13 protein-coding genes and 3 tRNA genes are annotated in these 16670 nt (G+C 63.2%); 11 read left to right on the top strand and 5 right to left on the bottom strand.

From position 1 onward, the window contains the following. Window positions 1-34 precede the first annotated feature (34 nt). The 4 genes from BSP239C_RS08695 to BSP239C_RS08680 all read left to right on the top strand — a co-directional run bounded on the left by BSP239C_RS08695 (window position 35) and on the right by BSP239C_RS08680 (window position 4102). Complete coding sequence (locus BSP239C_RS08695) at window positions 35-922, top strand: ABC transporter substrate-binding protein (protein WP_257930138.1); 888 nt, start codon at window positions 35-37, stop codon at window positions 920-922. Between the two features lie 85 nt (window positions 923-1007). Then, a complete protein-coding gene (locus BSP239C_RS21090; protein ID WP_180958959.1) occupies window positions 1008-2264 on the top strand; it encodes a DDE-type integrase/transposase/recombinase in 1257 nt (418 codons plus the stop codon). A 291-nt stretch (window positions 2265-2555) separates the two neighbouring features. Further along, the gene (locus BSP239C_RS08685) at window positions 2556-3350 is read left to right on the top strand and encodes an amino acid ABC transporter permease (protein WP_101572059.1); all 795 of its coding nucleotides are present in this window, start codon (window positions 2556-2558) and stop codon (window positions 3348-3350) included. Continuing rightward, window positions 3347-4102, top strand: a complete 756-nt coding sequence (locus BSP239C_RS08680; RefSeq protein WP_308298060.1) for an amino acid ABC transporter ATP-binding protein — start codon at window positions 3347-3349, stop codon at window positions 4100-4102. The genes BSP239C_RS08685 and BSP239C_RS08680 overlap by 4 nt, the downstream gene beginning before the upstream one ends. A 13-nt stretch (window positions 4103-4115) precedes the next feature. Here the strand turns inward: BSP239C_RS08680 and BSP239C_RS08675 are convergent, their stop codons facing one another. After that, on the bottom strand, window positions 4116-4733 hold the full coding sequence (locus BSP239C_RS08675) for a TetR/AcrR family transcriptional regulator (protein ID WP_219618868.1): 618 nt from the start codon (window positions 4731-4733) through the stop codon (window positions 4116-4118). Between the two features lie 103 nt (window positions 4734-4836). Between BSP239C_RS08675 and BSP239C_RS08670 the strand changes: the two genes are divergently transcribed. Further along, complete coding sequence (locus tag BSP239C_RS08670) at window positions 4837-6288, top strand: MDR family MFS transporter (RefSeq protein ID WP_101571913.1); 1452 nt, start codon at window positions 4837-4839, stop codon at window positions 6286-6288. Between the two features lie 28 nt (window positions 6289-6316). Here BSP239C_RS08670 and BSP239C_RS08665 read toward each other — a convergent pair whose 3' ends face one another. Next, window positions 6317-9178 carry an aminotransferase class I/II-fold pyridoxal phosphate-dependent enzyme gene (locus tag BSP239C_RS08665; protein WP_101571911.1) on the bottom strand — a complete coding sequence of 954 codons (2862 nt, stop codon included), beginning with the start codon at window positions 9176-9178 and terminating at the stop codon, window positions 6317-6319. 110 nt (window positions 9179-9288) lie between these two features. On the opposite strand from BSP239C_RS08665, the gene BSP239C_RS08660 reads away from it, so the two are divergent. Continuing rightward, window positions 9289-11034 (top strand): thiamine pyrophosphate-dependent enzyme, encoded by a 1746-nt coding sequence (locus tag BSP239C_RS08660; protein WP_226841872.1) that lies wholly within the window; start codon window positions 9289-9291, stop codon window positions 11032-11034. 108 nt (window positions 11035-11142) lie between these two features. Continuing rightward, window positions 11143-12774: an amidohydrolase gene (locus BSP239C_RS08655; RefSeq protein WP_101571907.1), complete on the top strand. Its 1632-nt coding sequence runs from the start codon at window positions 11143-11145 to the stop codon at window positions 12772-12774. A 60-nt stretch (window positions 12775-12834) separates the two neighbouring features. Here the strand turns inward: BSP239C_RS08655 and BSP239C_RS08650 are convergent, their stop codons facing one another. After that, a complete protein-coding gene (locus BSP239C_RS08650) occupies window positions 12835-14196 on the bottom strand; it encodes an aspartate aminotransferase family protein (protein WP_101571906.1) in 1362 nt (453 codons plus the stop codon). 120 nt (window positions 14197-14316) lie between these two features. Between BSP239C_RS08650 and BSP239C_RS08645 the strand changes: the two genes are divergently transcribed. Next, window positions 14317-14928 carry a YigZ family protein gene (locus tag BSP239C_RS08645; RefSeq protein ID WP_101571904.1) on the top strand — a complete coding sequence of 204 codons (612 nt, stop codon included), beginning with the start codon at window positions 14317-14319 and terminating at the stop codon, window positions 14926-14928. 15 nt (window positions 14929-14943) lie between these two features. Here the strand turns inward: BSP239C_RS08645 and ybaK are convergent, their stop codons facing one another. Then, window positions 14944-15444, bottom strand: coding sequence for a Cys-tRNA(Pro) deacylase (ybaK, locus tag BSP239C_RS08640; protein ID WP_101571902.1), 501 nt, complete (start codon window positions 15442-15444; stop codon window positions 14944-14946). A 244-nt stretch (window positions 15445-15688) separates the two neighbouring features. Beyond that, window positions 15689-16036: a metallopeptidase family protein gene (locus tag BSP239C_RS08635; protein ID WP_101572056.1), complete on the bottom strand. Its 348-nt coding sequence runs from the start codon at window positions 16034-16036 to the stop codon at window positions 15689-15691. A 194-nt stretch (window positions 16037-16230) separates the two neighbouring features. Between BSP239C_RS08635 and BSP239C_RS08630 the strand changes: the two genes are divergently transcribed. The 3 genes from BSP239C_RS08630 to BSP239C_RS08620 all read left to right on the top strand — a co-directional run bounded on the left by BSP239C_RS08630 (window position 16231) and on the right by BSP239C_RS08620 (window position 16570). Beyond that, a tRNA-Glu gene (locus BSP239C_RS08630) sits at window positions 16231-16303 on the top strand. Between the two features lie 48 nt (window positions 16304-16351). Next, window positions 16352-16425, top strand: a tRNA-Asp gene (locus BSP239C_RS08625). Between the two features lie 69 nt (window positions 16426-16494). Continuing rightward, a tRNA-Phe gene (locus BSP239C_RS08620) sits at window positions 16495-16570 on the top strand. The last annotated feature ends 100 nt before the right edge of the window (window positions 16571-16670 follow it).

The following is a 16670-nucleotide window of genomic DNA, read 5'->3' as shown; positions in this document are numbered from 1 at the left end:
CAACCACCTCGGCGGGGTCAGGCTGGTCGCAAGTGTGACTCAGCACACTGTACGAATCCTTCCAGACGTTGCTCAGACATTTCCGTGCGAGCGACACCGGCTTTCTGACATCGATGTCAGCGACACCCCTGGAGGAACTACGAAACGACGCCTGACCCTGGCCACCGTGGCCGTCGGCGCCATGCTCGCCCTATCCGCATGCGGCGGAGGCGGCGATTCCAAACCCGAGGCGACCGGTGAGGGCGGCGTTCCTCTCGTCAAAGAGGGCCAGCTGACCACCTGCACCCACCTGTCCTACCAGCCGTTCCAGTTCGAGAAGGACGGCAAGGTCGTCGGCTTCGACGTCGACATCGTCGATGCCGTGGCAAAGAAGCTCGGCGTCAAACAGGAGATCATCAACACCTCCTTCGAGACGATCACCTCGGGAGCCGAGTTCAACCAGAAGAAGTGCGACGTAGCGGCAGCGGCAACGACGATCCAACCGAAGCGCGAGGAAGCAGCCGACTTCTCCGATCCCTACTTCGATGCAAACCAGGCGATCTTGACCAAGGGCGACAAGAAGGCCAAGGACGAGGCAGCGCTGAAGGGCTTCAAGGTCGGCGCACAGGCGGGCACCACGGGCCTCGAATACGCGACCGAGCACTTCAAAGACTCGGAGGTCGTCACCTATGAAGACCTGCCGCTGTCACTCGAAGCACTCAAGACCGGGCAGGTCGACGCCGTCATCAATGACAACGGCGTACTCTACAACTACAACACCGAGAACAAGGGCTTCGCCATCGGCTTCGATATCAAGACCGACGAGCACTACGGCATCAGCATGAAAAAGGGCAACACCAAGATGAAGACGGCCGTCGACGACACCCTCAAGGAGATCAAGGGCAACGGCGAGTACGACAAGATCTCGACCAGACTCACGTAAACAGCCCGGATGCCACCCTCGGTGCCTCATATACTTTTGCCCGCGAAATGGTGGACCCTCGGAAGCTATGGGGAGTGAACTGTCGATGGCGACTCGAGCAGAGATCACCACGAAATACGCCAGGGAATACAAGAAGGCTTCGAAGAAGAACAAGGGCACTGTTCTTAACGAGGTCATGGCCGTCACGGGCTGGACCCGCGACAACGCACGACGGCGATTAACCCAAGCCGCGAAACATCCACCCGGCCGCGGCAAGCAAGTCGCTTCGCATTCGCGTCAACCTCGGGCCAGGAAATACTCCTACGACGCGGTCAAGATCCTCCAGCGCGTGTGGGCGATCTCGGGTGGTCAATGCGGCAAATACCTCCACACCACGATGCGTATCCTCCTTGACCTCCTCGAAGCCCACAACGAGCTCACCCTCGGCCAGGACCGCTACACCAAAAAGGTGCGTAAGGAACTGCTTGCGATGAGCCCGGCCACGATCGACCGGTACCTCAAACCCGTGCGAGCCAGGGACGCGATCAACGGGATCTCGACGACGAAGCCCGGGTCCTTGCTGCGCTCAGCGATCACGATCCGCCGGGCCGGTGACGATGTCGAAGGCGAGCCCGGCTTCTTCGAGGGAGACACCGTCGCCCACTGCGGACCCGTTGAGTCCGGGGAATTCGCACGCACGCTCAACCTCACCGACTTCCACACGGGGTGGACGTTCACGCGCACGGTGCGTAACAACGCTCATACGAACATCCTGGCGGGGTTGAAGACCGCAGCTCGTGAGATTCCATTTCAGATCACTGGCTTGGACTTCGATAACGGGTCGGAGTTCCTCAACCAATACGTCATCGAATGGGCCGGGTCGAAGGGCATCTACTTCACCCGGTCGCGGCCGTATAAAAAGAACGATCAGGCCACGATCGAGTCGAAGAACAACCACGTCGTACGCCGGTATGGGTTCTACTACCGCTACGACACTGACCTGGAACGACGGGCACTCAACCGGCTATGGCGTTTAGTCAATGATCGGGTCAATTATCTGATGCCCACGATCAAGCCGACCGGGTATGGGTCGACGAAGAATGGGCGACGCAAACGTGTCTATGATCGGCCCCGGACTCCCTTCGATAGGCTCCTCGATTCTGGTGTCTTAGCGCCGAAACAGGTGAAGGACATGACGGCGTATCGCAACAGTCTCAACCCGGCGAAGATCGCTGCTGAGATCGCCCGGGTCCAGGACCGGCTACTGGTCCTATCGAGTAAGAAGACCGAGCAAATGTACCTGGCATCGTTCCCGTCAGCCCTGCCGGATGTGCGTAAGGGAGTGCGGGTTAAAGTCGGGTAGGTTTCGCGGGCAAATCCATGTGAGGCATCGAGAACATTTCGCGGGCATATTGACATGAGGCATTACGGATCTACAAGAAGTGGTTCGGCGACGCTCCCAAATAGAGATCGCTGATCGGGCGGTCGATCTGAGCCCTCGAGGCCGGGTCGGCCGCCCGTTGACCTGAGCAGATTCGGCACACCACGCCACCACCGTTGAAGGACGACACCCATGTCACCAACACCCGCGAACGGAGACAGCGGCCCCATCGGCCCCGCAGTCCCTCTCGCCACAGCCACCCCCAAGGCCAAGATGAGCAAACGCCAGAAGGCGAAGCTCTCCCGCGGAATCCAGTACGCAATCCTGATCCTCATCGCCGCCGTCATCGCCTTCGTCGCCGACTGGCCGACATTCATTGATACTTTCGGACGTGTCGACATCGCCGTCGGCATGTTCCCTGAGGTCATCACCGGTGCGCTGAAGAACACAGTCATCTTCACGGCTCTGGGCTTCGTCCTCGGGCTGGCCATCGCTCTGGTCGTTGCTCTCATGCGACTGTCCTCGGTCGGCGTCTACCGCTGGCTGGCGACTATTTACATCGAATTCTTCCGCGGGCTCCCAGCCCTCGTCGTCTTCCTCGTCATGGGCTTCGGGCTTCCTGTCGCGTTCCCCGGCTTCCTCTTGCCTCAGTTGGTCATCATCATGATCGCCCTGGGCCTCGTGTCCTCGGCGTACATGGCAGAGACCATCCGCACCGGCATCCAAGCCGTGCCGAAGGGACAAGTCGAGGCGGCCCGCTCACTGGGCATGTCCTCCTCAAGAGCAATGGTCACGATCGTGCTGCCGCAGGCGATGCGCATCATCCTGCCGCCGCTGACCAATGAACTCATCCTGCTCACGAAGGACTCCTCGCTAGCCTACATCCTCGGATCCTCTGTCGACGGTCGCGAACTTGCAGCACTCGGTCGAGCTGAGATCGTCAACACCGCGAACCTCACCCCGTTCATCGTCATCGCGGTCTGCTATCTCATCATCACGATTCCGCTGTCCTATCTCTCACGCGTCCTCGAACGCAAATACGGTTCCGCCGAGCCAGGAGCAAAATGATGACCTCTCCGATCATTGCGATCCGCAACCTTAAGAAGAGCTTCGGGACGAATCAGGTTCTCACCGACATCAACCTCGATGTCGGCAAGGGCGAGGTCGTCTGCGTCGTCGGCCCCTCGGGCTCGGGTAAGTCCACGATGCTGCGCTGCATCAACACGCTCGAGACCCCGACCGGCGGGTCCATCGTCGTCGACGGCATGGACATGACCGATCTCGACCTCGACATCGATGCCGCCCGCACCCGCATCGGCATGGTGTTCCAATCCTTCAACCTCTTCGCCCACCTCACCGTGCGTGAGAACCTCACGGTCGCCCAGACGAAGGTGCTCAAGCGGCCGAAAGCCGAGGCCGACAAGGTCGCCGAGGCGAACCTGGCCAAGGTGGGACTGTCTGAGAAGATCGAGGCCAAGCCCGGCTCACTCTCCGGCGGGCAGCAGCAGCGCGTGGCGATCGCTCGAGCGCTGAGCATGGATCCCGACGTCATGCTCATCGACGAGCCGACCTCGGCGCTCGACCCGGAGACCGTCGGTGACGTTCTCCAGGTCATGCGCAAACTCGCCGAGGCAGGAATGACCATGGTCGTCGTCACCCACGAGATGGAGTTCGCCAGGCAGGTCGCCGACCGGGTCATCTTCATGGACGGAGGAGTCGTCGTCGAGGCTGGTCCAGCCAAGGAGGTCATCGGCAATCCGCAGGAGCAGCGGACGAGGGACTTCCTCTCTCGCGTCCTCAATCCCGGACAGCTGGGGTAGATTCGTCGGCGAATCAACCACGCCCGGTCGGCAGGACGAGCGGCAGCAGGACTTCGTCGACGATCGCTTCGATGCGTGTCCTCTCCACTGGATTCGGATCCATGAGAATGTCGTGTCGCACCAGGTCGACGGGCATGTCCAGGACCGTGCCCGAAATCTTATTCAGATCGATCTCTCCGCGGTCATGCGCACGCTGATAGATCATGATCAGGTTCTCGGTTCTCTGCGCGCCCAGGATCCTGTCCCGGAACTGCGTCAATGACAGTCCTGTCGAATTGAGCAGGCCGGAGAATGCACCACCGAAGGCGATCGAGAAGAAGCCGGCGCGCTGACGCCCCATTCTCTCCAACAGTCCGATCAGGTCACCGCGCAGACTGCCGCTGTCCGGCACCGTGATCGGGTGGGCCTCTCGGTAGTGCTCAAATGCGGCGAGAGCCAGGTCGTCCTTGTTCGACCAGCGTCGGTACAGCACGGCGATACCGGTACGGGCACGCGTCGCCACCGACTCCATGGTGAATCCCGCATAGCCGACGTCCGAGAGTTCGTCCCATGCTGCCTGCAGCAATGCGCTCTCAAGCTCCGCACCTCGTCGACGGGTGCGGGCGGGGCTGGGCATCGAGGATTCGCTCACCTCAGCATCGTACGACACAAATCCTCAAGGAAGGATTGCATCTCTTATTAGATGGGTTTATCTTTAGATAGGAAAACCTCTCTAACTTAAGGTCCTGCCCATCATGTCCACCTCCCAGACCGGATCACCCGCTGCCGAAGCGAACGCCGCAGCGCCTCCGCTCCCCCGAGCAGCGAAACTCGCCATCACCACCTTGGTGATCGGCGCGATCGCCGCCATCCTCGACTCCACGATGGTCACTCTCGCCATCCACACCCTGACCGTCGACCTGCACTCCACCACTGCAACCATCCAATGGGTCACCACCGCCTACCTGCTCGCACTGGGCGTGGCCGTTCCCATGACCGGCTGGCTGGAACGGAGAATAGGAGGCAAACGCGCATGGATGCTGGCGCTGTTGATCTTCGGAACCGCTTCAGTCCTCTGCGCACTGTCCTGGAATGATGCGAGCCTCATCGCCTTCCGCGCCATGCAGGGACTTGGCGGCGGCCTCATCATGCCACTCATGCAGACTCTGGCCATCAGAGCCGTCGGCCACCGGCCGAGCCCCAATCTCATCGCCACCATCAGCATGCCCGCAGCTCTGGGCCCCATTCTGGGACCGGTCGTCGGCGGCGTCATTCTCAACTGGCTCAGCTGGCGGTGGCTGTTCCTCGTCAATGCCCCGATCGTCATCGTCGCCCTGGTGATGGCGTGGAAATATCTTCAATCGGATCCACCCGCCGCAGACCAGAAACGACCACGACTCGACTGGGTGGGCTTGAGCCTGCTGTCCCCGGCCGTGGTCGGCATTCTGCTGGGCTTCTCGCAGACCGCACAGCACGGAGGTCTTGACCATCCCGGTGTTCTCATCCCGCTCAGTGCCGGAATTCTCCTGCTGGTCGGCTTCATCATCTGGGCGCTCCGCAGCGCAGACCCACTCGTGAACGTGCGGCTGATGCGGGTCCGGTCGATGTTCACAGCCTCGTCGACACTCTTCACCGCCGGAGCGGCCATGTACGCAGGCATGTTCCTGCTGCCCCTCTACTTCCAAGTGGTGCAGGGGCGGTCCGTGCTCGAAGCCGGCCTTCTGATGATCGCTCAAGGAATCGGCGCGCTTGTCATCCGCTTCGTGACAGGCAAACTCGTCGCCCGCTTCGGCGGTCGGACCGTGACGGTCGCCGCCTTCCTCGTATCAGTCATCGGCACGCTGCCGTTCGCGTTCGCAGATCACGACACGAGCCTCGTCTGGCTGACACTCGTGCTGTTCGTCCGGGGACTCGGAATCGGCGCGGTCCTCATCCCGCCGATGACCCTGGCCTACCAGGACCTCGGGCCGGAGGATGTCGCACATGCCAGCATGAATACGCGCATCATGCAGCAGTTCGGAGCCTCATTCGGCACCGCGATCGTCGCGGTCGTCCTGCAATTCGTCGCGCTCCACTCCACCTCCGGCGATGCCGCGCTGCAGGCATTCCACCTGTCCTTCTGGTGGGCGGTCGGCATCTCGCTTCTCGCGCTGCTGCCCGCACTCGCCCTCCCCGGACGGAAACCGGACGCCGAGGCTGCGCCGTAGCTCCAGAGTCCGGTTTCGTGGGTTCGTCCTACTTCTTGGCTTCGGCCTGATCCTTCTTCAGGATCACCCGGTAGCCCAGTCGTGGGTCGTAACCGTGGATCTCTCTGGTGTCGAGGGCAGCCATGAAGTCGAGCACCTCGGCGGTGATGACCTGGCCCGGCACCAGCACAGGGAATCCTGGCGGGTAGGGGGTGACGAATCCGGCCGAGACCGGCTCGTCACCGGACTCAACCCGATGGCTGAGTTCCTCCGGCAGCACATGTTCGATGTTCCACCGACGCAGACCCGCATAATAGGCCGTACGCAGGTCACCGTCGGGCAGCTGCTTCGACGGATCCTCAGCAGGCACCTCGGCGGCATAGGCAGGAGCGAAGGCGGAGAAATCGGGCAGCGGAGGCATGAGCGCGGCCGGCTCCGCCACGGTTTCGTGAGACTGGATTTCGTGCGGGTCGTTGAACTTCCCGGCCAACTTCACCAGGACCTCGATGAGGTAGGCGATGGATGAGCGGGAGGTGCCGATGTTCGTCATGAACAGCACCGTGTTGCGGCTCGTCTTGTTCACCTGGATGCCGTAGCGGTCCATCAGGTGTTCGTGTTTGAACGTGTCCCCATCGACGCCGGTGCCGCTGATCTCGACGGTGATGCGGCTCGGGTCGACGACGAATTCGTCCTTGTCCCACGCTTCCCAGAAGGTCGCCATACCGTCACGCAGCGGCATCGTCCGTTCGGTCTCCCGGAATTCCTCCGGGATCAGGTCTGCAGCGGTGAGCACGCGGAAGGTCTTCTTCAGCAGCGGGTGCCGTGAGACCGCCGATGCCAGACTCATCGCCAGGTCCAGCTGCTTCTGGACGAGTGCGAATCCTTCCATCTCGACCTGCCGGCGGCCCAGATCCAGGGAGGCGAGGATCTGGTAGTTCGGCGAGGTGGAGGTGTGCGTCATGTACGCCTCGTGGAAGGACTCCTCGCCGCCGTAGGCAAATTCCTGATCGTAGACATGGATCATCGATCCCTGTCGCAGAGCGGTCAGAGTCTTGTGGGTCGACTGGGTCGCATACACGCGAATCCGCGAATCCGGTGGCGGCAGCAGCGTCTCGTTCAGCCACACCTCATCGGGTGCCGGTTGTCCGGTCTCGGAGTCGAAGAGTCGTTTCTGCTGATCGAGGTAGGCCGTGGCATGGGCGTTGGTGGCCAGGAGATCTTCCAGGTGCTCGGCCGCGACCATGGCCGTGCGCTTGCGGGTGACAGGGTGGAACCGGGCGAAGGCGAACCAGGCCTCATCCCACAGGAACACGAGATCCTTCTTGATGGCCAGGCACTCGGCCATGACCTTCTCCGGGTCGTAGACAATGCCGTCGAAGGTGCAGTTCGTCAGGGTGATCATGCGCACCTCGTCGAGGCGACCGGCGGCCCGGTAGTCCAAAAGGAGCTGCTTGATCCGGTTCAGCGGCACCGCACCGTAGAAGGCGACGTCGTTGAGCGGGTAGGCCTCGAGGTAGGCGGTTCGGGCACCGGTGAGCATCAACGCGTGGTGGTGGGATTTGTGGCAGTTGCGGTCGACCATGACCACCTCGTCGGGTGAGACGACGGCCTGGTGGACGATCTTGTTCGCCGTCGACGTTCCGTTCGTGACGAAGTAGGTGCGCTTGGCACCGAATGCGCGGGCCGCCAGAGACTGGGCCTTCTTGATCGTGCCCACCGGAGCGAGCAGCGAGTCGAGCTCGCCCGAGGTGGCACTGGTCTCGGCGAGCAGCAGGTTGAGGCCGTAGAAGTCAACGAAGTCGCTGATCCACTTCGACCCCACAACCGAGCCGCCACGGGAGACTGGGAGCGCGTGGAAGACTCCGGCAGGGCGGCGGGCGTGCTCACGGATCGCGGTGAAGAACGGGGTGTCATAGAGGTGCTGAACGCGACGCAGCAGGGACAAGTGCAGTTCGAACTGGTCCTCGCGCCGGAAGACACGGCGGAAGCGATGAGTCAGCGCACCAGCCAAACTCTCGATATGGGCGCCGGCCATGAGGTAGAGGTCGAGCTCCGGGCGCAGACCCGCCAGAGTGTCGGCCAGGCGCAGCACCCGACGGACCGAGTTGAGCGGGCTCATCGGCGCCGTAGGCGACATGGCTGTGCCCTCGTGGGCGAGCGCGACGGTGCTGCGCAGATCGCGGCTGAGCACCTCGCGGGTCCGGTCGGTGAATCCGGGGCGGATGACGCAGGCGAGCAGATTCGGGTTCGTCAGCGCCGCGACGACTGCGTCATCAGCAGTCGGGACGATGACGTAGTCGTAGATGAACTGGTCGGAGGCGTTGCGTAGCTTGAGCAGGTCGGTGTGCAGCTCATCGCGGCCTCCCTCGGTGGTCTCGTCGACGATGAGGACCTCGAAGCGAGGACGTGGGTCCTGCCGGTCCTTCTGCTCGGCGCGCTCTTCCTCATTGAGATGGTCATCGTCGGCCACATCGGGGACTGTGTTCCCGCGCAGGCGGTTGACGGCTCGCGTGATCATGTCGTGGGCCCGATCGAACTCACCGTCGGAGAGCAGCTCGGCAATGTCTTCGACATAGCGCTGACCGAATCCGCCCCAGTACAGTTCGATCGTCTTCAGCGAGCGCAGCGAACGCCAGACCTCACCGTCGGCGGCGATCATCGAGAAGTCGCCGCCGCTGATGGCCAGGCGTTTGATCGCGAACTTCAGGTACTCCCAGGCGTCCGAGCGCAGACGCCAGGTGCTCGCCGGCATTCCCGGGTCGCGTTCGAGCTTGGATTGTTTGGGCCGAGACCGGAATCCGTTCTCCGAAACATCCGCGTCCAACCGCTTTCGGGAGGTCCCTCCGGCAGCTGACGGTCCAGGCATGAATGATGCCTGTGCCGGGTGTTCGTCGGAGTCGATGCCGGTCATACTTGAGCCTCCTGGCGATGAAGTATCTCGATGTCGAGCGATTCCCTGCGGAATCCGTTGTGCCAAGATCATACGGCGTTGCGTGACCGAATGTTCAAGAGTCTGCCCACATGAGACAAAAGGATGATAAGCATGAAGCCATGGACAACTCAGCACCACTTTCCGCCGGCCATCTCCTCGTCAAGGAGCTCGAAGCCCACGGCGTCCAGCGTTCCTATCTGGTCCCCGGCGAGTCCTATCTCGACGTTCTCGACGGGCTCCATGATTCGACTATCACCCCGATCGTCTGCCGCCAAGAGGGTGGCGCCGGCTACATGGCCGTAGCCGAGGGCCGCATGACCGGCATCCCCGGAATCGCCATGGTCACCCGCGGCCCCGGAGCCTCCAACGTCATGGTCTCCCTCCACACCGCCTACCAGGATGCGACACCGCTCGTCGTGTTCGTCGGCCTCATCCCCACAGCCCAGCGCGGCCGTGAGGCCTTCCAGGAATTCGATTTGGCAGGCTGGTTCTCCACCACCACGAAGAAGGTCCTGACCCTCGATGACCCGGACAAGGCCGCCGAGGTGGTCGCCGATGCCATGCACACCGCCGTGACCGGCCGGCCCGGTCCCGTCGTCGTGGGCCTGCCCGAAGAGGTGCTCGTCCAGTCCAGCGCCGGAACGGTAGTGCCGCCCCGTGTCCACGGTTCTGCGGCGCCCTATGCCGGCGACGTCACCGAGCTGCGGGCTCGCATCCTGCAGGCCGATCGTCCCGTCCTCATCATCGGCGGCGAAGATTGGTCCCAGGCCACCTCCCGCAGAATCGCCCAATGGTCCCGTGATCGCGGCCTCGGCGTCATCGGCACCTTCCGCGCCTATGACGGCATCGACCACGACTCCCCCAATTTCCTCGGCATGCTCGGCTTCGGTGCCTCCGCAGTGGCCAAGAGGACCTTCGCCGAGGCTGACCTGCACATCTTCCTCGGCTGTGTCCGCACCGATGTGGCCACGGAATCCTTCACCATCGGCACCGATGCAAAGACCGTCGTCATCAACCCCGACCCGGACGCCCACGGACACTTCGGCAGCCTCGACCAGCACATCGTCACCTCGGTCAACCGATTCGCCCAGGCACTTTTCACCGCCGACGGGGCTCGCGCATATTCGGTGTCCTCCGATGGCTCCGTCGATGAGCCCGCCGTCGGTGATGAGCATCTGGCAGGCACCGACGAACCGGTGGAACTGCCCGACTGGATCCTCGATGCCCGCGCCGAACTCGACGAATGGCGGAAACCGGTCACCACCTCGGCGGGCACCGGCGATTCCACCTTCGTCGATATGGATGAGGCGTTCGTCCACGTCAAGGAGCTGCTGCCGGACAACGCGATCATCACCTACGGGGCCGGAAACTTCTCCGGCTGGGCCACCAGGTTCCTGCCCACGCACAGCTTCCCCTCGGCGCTGGGACCACGGAACGGGTCGATGGGCTTCGGCCTCCCGGCCGCCGTGGCCGCTGGGCTCGTCCATCCCGAGCGGGCCGTCTTCTGCATCGCCGGCGATGGAGATTTCCTGATGAACGGCCAGGAGTTCGCGACCGCGGCACAGTACGGGGTGAACCTCACCGTCATCGTCAACGACAACTCGGTCTACGGCACGATCCGGGGCCACCAGGATCGTGAGTACCCGGGCCGGGCGACAGGCACATCCCTGCGCAGCCCCGATTTCGCAGCGCTGGCCACAGCCTTCGGCGGCCTGGGTCTCACCGTCGAACGCACCGAGGACTTCAGAGACGCTTTCGAGAAGGCACTCGCCCATGAGGGTCCTGCCCTCGTCCGCTGCCTCACCGACCCCGCGATCCGCGGAGCCCGGGCGTGAGCACGCCGCCGGCGGTGTTTCGGCCGCGGCTGCTGCGAAATCCCACACTCTCACGCTGTAATTGCCCCTCAAGCTGTAACTGACTCTGACGCTGCAAAGGTGACTGACATGAACATCGACGCGATCTTCACCGATCTCGACGCCCACACGCTCGACCCGGCACGTCCGCGGGCGCAGAAGATCGGCGTCTTCGCCGGACGCATCATCGGCTTCGACGAGGAGCTCGACGGGATCACCGCGGACCGGGTCGAATCCTTGGGCGGGGCCACCGTGCTGCCGGGCTTCAACGACGTCCACTGCCACACCGCTTGGTTCGGACTCACCCTGGCATCGGTCGATGTCACCGCCCTGCCCGGCGGCCTGCCCGATGTCTACGCCGCGCTCGAGCAGGCCGCTGCGACGACGCCAGCAAGTGAATGGATCAACGCCACCGGCTACGCTCACCGCGACTACGACGGACAGTACCCGGAGCTGTCCCGCCTCGACGAGATCACCGGCGACCGTCCACTGTTCATGCGTCAGACCTCAGGGCATGCCGCGATCGTCAACACCGAAGCGATGAGGCGAGCGGGAATCCTCGAGCCCGGTTTCAGCGACCCCGTCGGCGGCAAGGTCGTCACCGATGCGGCCGGGCACCCCACCGGGCTGGTCGAAGAGACCGCGCAGGGACTCGTCCAGGACCTCATCCGCCCCTATTCGCTCGACACGATCGTCGAAGCCATCGATCTTGCGACTGCCTACTACGCGCAGGAAGGCATCACCTCCTTCGGCGACTGCGGCATCGCCTACGGGTGGATCGGTCACTCCCCCATCGAGGTCACCGCCTACCTGCGCGCCTGCGAAGAGGGCAAGCTGCGCGCCCGCGCCCAGCTTCTGCCGCAGGCTGATGGACTCCACGAGATCGCGGCGAACTCCGCCGACGGCTTCGGAATCGGCCTCGATGCGGGAGTCCGCACCGGCCTCGGCGATGACCTCGTGTCCTTGGGCCCGGTCAAGTTCTTCATGGACGGCGCGCTCAGCGGGGAGACCGCGGCCCTGCGAGAGAACTATGAGGGCAAGGACCATCCCGGCTACCTGCAGGCCGACGCCGAGGCGCTGCGCAAGCAGATCCTGGACACCTACGCCTCTGGATGGTCCGTCGCGGTCCATGCGATCGGTGATGCCGCCATCGACGAGGCGGTGAAGAACATCGTCGATGCCCAGTCCAGGTACGGGCGCCGGGCGGTTCCCAACAGGATCGAGCACGCTGCCCTCGTCCACGACGAGCACCTGACCACCCTGGCCGACAACGGCATCGTCGTGACCCCGCAGTCCGCGTTCGCCGAAGGGATCGGCGATGGCATGAACGCCTCACTGGGCCCGGCACGCCGGTCACTGATCTACCGTGCGAAGTCCTTCATCGACGCCGGTGTGCTGCTGGCCGGAAGCTCTGATCGTCCCTGCGCCGACGGCAACGTGTTGCGCGGCATCGAGGCCTTTGTGACCCGCAGGACCCGCGATGGCGACATCATGGGTTCGGCCGAAGAGTGTCTGACTCCCGATGAGGCGATCGCCGCCTACACCTCGGTTGCGGCCGAGGCTTCCGGGCAGGGCGCTGACAAGGGAACACTCTCGCGCGGGAAGCTCGCGGACTTCGTGGCCCTCGACGCTCACCCCGCCGAGGTGGCCCCGGACAAGATCTCACAGATCCCGGTCCGCGCCACCATCCTCGGCGGAAAGTTCACCCACGACGCCCGCTAAACCTCCCCGACGTCACTAATAGCGCCCGGCGCCGGGGGTATTTAGTGACGTCGGGGAGGTTTAGCGGGAGAAGTCGAGGTCGGTGAGGACCTTCTCGAAGACGCCCAGGCCTGTTTCGAGGTCCTCTTCGCTGATGTTGATCGGCGGGACCACGTGGAGGCGGTGGTAGTTGTTGAAGGGCACCACGCCGTGTTCCTTCAGCGAAGACACCACCGAGGCGACCTCGGGTGAGCCTCCGCCGTAGGGCGCCAACGGTTCGCGTGATTCCTTGTCCCAGACGAGTTCGATCGCCCAGAAGGCACCGACCCCGCGGACCTCACCGACGTGCTTCGAATTCTCAGCGATCTGGCGCAGCCGAGGTCCGATGATCTCCTGGCCGATGCGCTCGGCGTGCTCGATCATGCCTTCCTCATCCATAGCCTTGAGCGTCGCCACGGCTGCTGCACAGGCCAGAGGGTGACCGGAGTAGGTGAGCCCACCGGGATAGGGCTTCTTGGCGAATGAACCATAGATCGCGTCATCCATGATCACCCCACCTAACGGCACGTACCCGGAGTTCACGCCCTTGGCGAAGGTGATGATGTCAGGCACGACGTCGAAGTGTTCGAAGGCGAACCATTTACCGGAACGGCCGAACCCGGCCATCACCTCGTCGGCGATGAAGATGATGTCGTACTGATCGCAGAGCGCGCGCACCCCCTGCATATAGTCACTGCCGGGCAACATGATGCCGGCGGTGCCGGGGATGGATTCGAGGATGATCGCGGCGATCGTCGACGGGCCTTCGAGTTCGATGGTGCGCTCGAGGTGACGCAGAGCCCGCTCGGTCTCCTCCGCCTCGGTGGTGGCCGAGAATTCGGTCCGGTAGAGGAAGGGTCCGAAGAAGTGGACGACGCCGGAATCACCGCGGTCATTGGACCAGCGGCGCGGGTCACCGGTGACGTTGACGGCGGTCTCGGTACCGCCGTGATACGAACGGTACCGGGAGAGGATCTTGTGTTTGCCGGTGTGCAGCCGGGCCATGCGGATCGCATGCTCGTTGGCGTCGGCACCGCCATTGGTGAAGAACACGTGGTCAAGACCGGCCGGGGTGCGGTCGGTGATGAGGCGGGCGGCCTCGGACCGGGCGGCGTTGACGTGGGCGGGGCTGATCGTGCACAGCAGGTCGGCCTGATCTTTGATGGCCTGGACGACCTTCGGATGCTGGTGGCCGATGTTGGTGTTGACCAGCTGGGAGGAGAAGTCGAGGAATGACTGTCCCTGACCGTCCACGATATGTGAGCCCTGCGCCCGCGAGACGGTCATCGGGTCCAGCAGCTCCTGCGCCGACCATGAGTGGAAGACGTGCGCCCGATCGAGTTCGTAGGCTCGGGCGGATTCGTCCTTGACCGCTGAGATTTCAGCGTCGCTGAGCTGCTGCACTTTCCATCACCCTTTCACCATTGTTCAGGTTGTCCGCTCATCGTAGATCAGATTCCGGCGAAACGGTCCGTGACAGTGGCCCCCGACCCCGTGTCCATGGTCTTCGGTAGAGTGATTCGCATGCCCTACCGCACGATCGTCGCCCCCGCCGAAACCGAGATCGAGATCAAGAAGTCACGCTTCATCGGCTTCGTGGCACCGGTCGCCGATGAGGCAGAGGCCAGGGAGGTCATCGCAGAGCGCAGAAACGCCCACCCGAAGGCGCGTCATCATTGCACGGCGTTCGTCCTTGACCCGGATTCGCGCACACAGCGCTTCAGCGATGATGGGGAACCGGCGGGCACGGCAGGCGCGCCGATCCTCGACGTCGTCTCCGGTCACCAGCTGACCTTCGTCGTTGCGGTCGTGACCAGATACTTCGGGGGAACTCTGCTGGGCGCGGGAGGACTCGTCCGCGCCTATGGACAGGCCACCTCGGCGGCATTGGAGACCGCACGCATCGTCACCAAGCATGAGGTGGTTCCGGTGCGCGCCGACGTGGACTATGCCCAGGCCAACGCCTTGGATCGGGCGGCCGGGAACAGGGGGTGGACGACACGGTCGAGCTACGGTGCCACCGTGGAGATCGACATGATGGTTCCCGTCGCCGAGGTGGACGCGGCCTTGGCCATATACGCAGACGTCACCGCCGGGCAGGCAGAGCCCGCCGTCGGTGACATCGAATGGGTGTGAGCAGTGCCGGACTGATCAGTCCAGGGCTGCGATCTTCCCGAGCTGCGCATTGGTGAGCATGACGAGGTCTTCGGGACGGATCTCGATCTCGAGGCCACGCCGGCCTGCCGAGACGAAGACCGAGGAATGCTCGAGTGCGGTGCGGTCGATGACGACCGGCACAGCATGGCGCTGCCCGAACGGGGAGACGCCGCCGACTGGGTAGCCGGTGCGTCGCTCGGTCTCGGCCACGCCTGCCAACTGAGCCTTCTTCGCTCCGCGTGCAGACGCGAGGCCCTTGAGGTCGAGCTGTCCGGACACGGGAACCAGGGCGGTGACGGGTGCGCCGTCGACCTGGATCATGAGGGTCTTGAACACCTGGTCAGAGCCGACGCCGAGCTTGTCGGCGGCTTCGGACCCGTAACGGCGGGTGCTTGGATCGTGATCGAAGCTGTGCAGGGTGTAATCGATGCCTGCCAGGTTGAGTACACGGACGGCCGGGGTAGCCGCGCTTGTCGGTTTGGATGCCACTGTCATAAAGGGGTCGTGCCTCCTGCCCGTAAATCTGCGGGGACACGCAAGGCACTTCTGCCCGGGGCTTCGCCCCTGTGGTCCCGCGTCGATACGGACGGAATGTTGTATCGAATGCTGATGGGTACCCGCCCACAATAAGCGAAGTCCAGGCTCCAGCGCCAATCAATGACGGCCGATGAAGCACCAGATTCCACCTACGACCTGGGGCGACGCTGGACTTCACGGTCAACTTCGGCAGTTGTAATGCTCAGCCCCAACCGATCTCGTGGAGTCGTTCGTCGTCGATTCCATAGAAGTGTGCGATCTCGTGAACGATGGTGATGACGATTTCGCTCCGCAGGTGATCGCGGTCCTCAGCGTATGCAATGAGGTTGTCGCGGTAGAGGAAGATGTTGTCCGGCAGTTCGAGACCGGAGATGCCTCGCTCCCCCATAGGTGTTCCGTCATAGAGCCCCAGCAGATGGGTGTTGCCATCCTCGGGTCGGTCCTCGACGAAGAGAGCGACATTGTCGAGCTCATCGGTCACACCCGAAGGAAGCTGGTCGATCGCCTCATCAAGGATCGACTCGAACTCTTCTTCACTGAGGTACTCCATGTCTGCCAGCCTAGCGGGATGGTCTCCGAAGGGGCTGAGGGCGGCGCCCCTGGCACGCTCCTGCTGCCCCTCTCGGAGGCTCTCAGGGTCTCTCGAATCGGTGTGACCGAGGACACGGGGCATCGGTTTGCACTCTGCGAAATGGTTGGGCTAGGATTAACGACGTTGCCCCGGGGAATCCGAGGACAACCTGGGCCCCCATCGTCTAGAGGCCTAGGACACCGCCCTTTCACGGCGGCGACACGGGTTCGAATCCCGTTGGGGGTACGGTGTAGGATTGAGAAATCCGACATCGGATCAGATGCAACACAGTAAGGCCCTGTAGCGCAGTTGGTTAGCGCGCCGCCCTGTCACGGCGGAGGTCGCCGGTTCGAGTCCGGTCAGGGTCGCGGAGCACAAGGCTCTTCTTCGGAAGGGCCTTTGTTTCTCTCAACATACTTGACGTATGTTGGCGACCTGGCTCTGTAGCTCAGTTGGTAGAGCGTTCGACTGAAAATCGAAAGGTCACCGGATCGACGCCGGTCGGAGCCACCACATAACGAAAACCCCTGCCACGGCGGGGTTTTTCGTGTATCCGAAGCCAGCCTCCTCTGCACAGGGCACCCTTTGTGATTGCAAACACATGTACTGTACA

The sequence above is a fragment of the Brevibacterium sp. 239c genome (assembly GCF_900169365.1).
Lineage (GTDB): Bacteria > Actinomycetota > Actinomycetes > Actinomycetales > Brevibacteriaceae > Brevibacterium.
The sequence above is the reverse complement of the archived record's forward strand: the minus strand, read 5'-3'. Positions and strand labels throughout refer to the sequence as shown.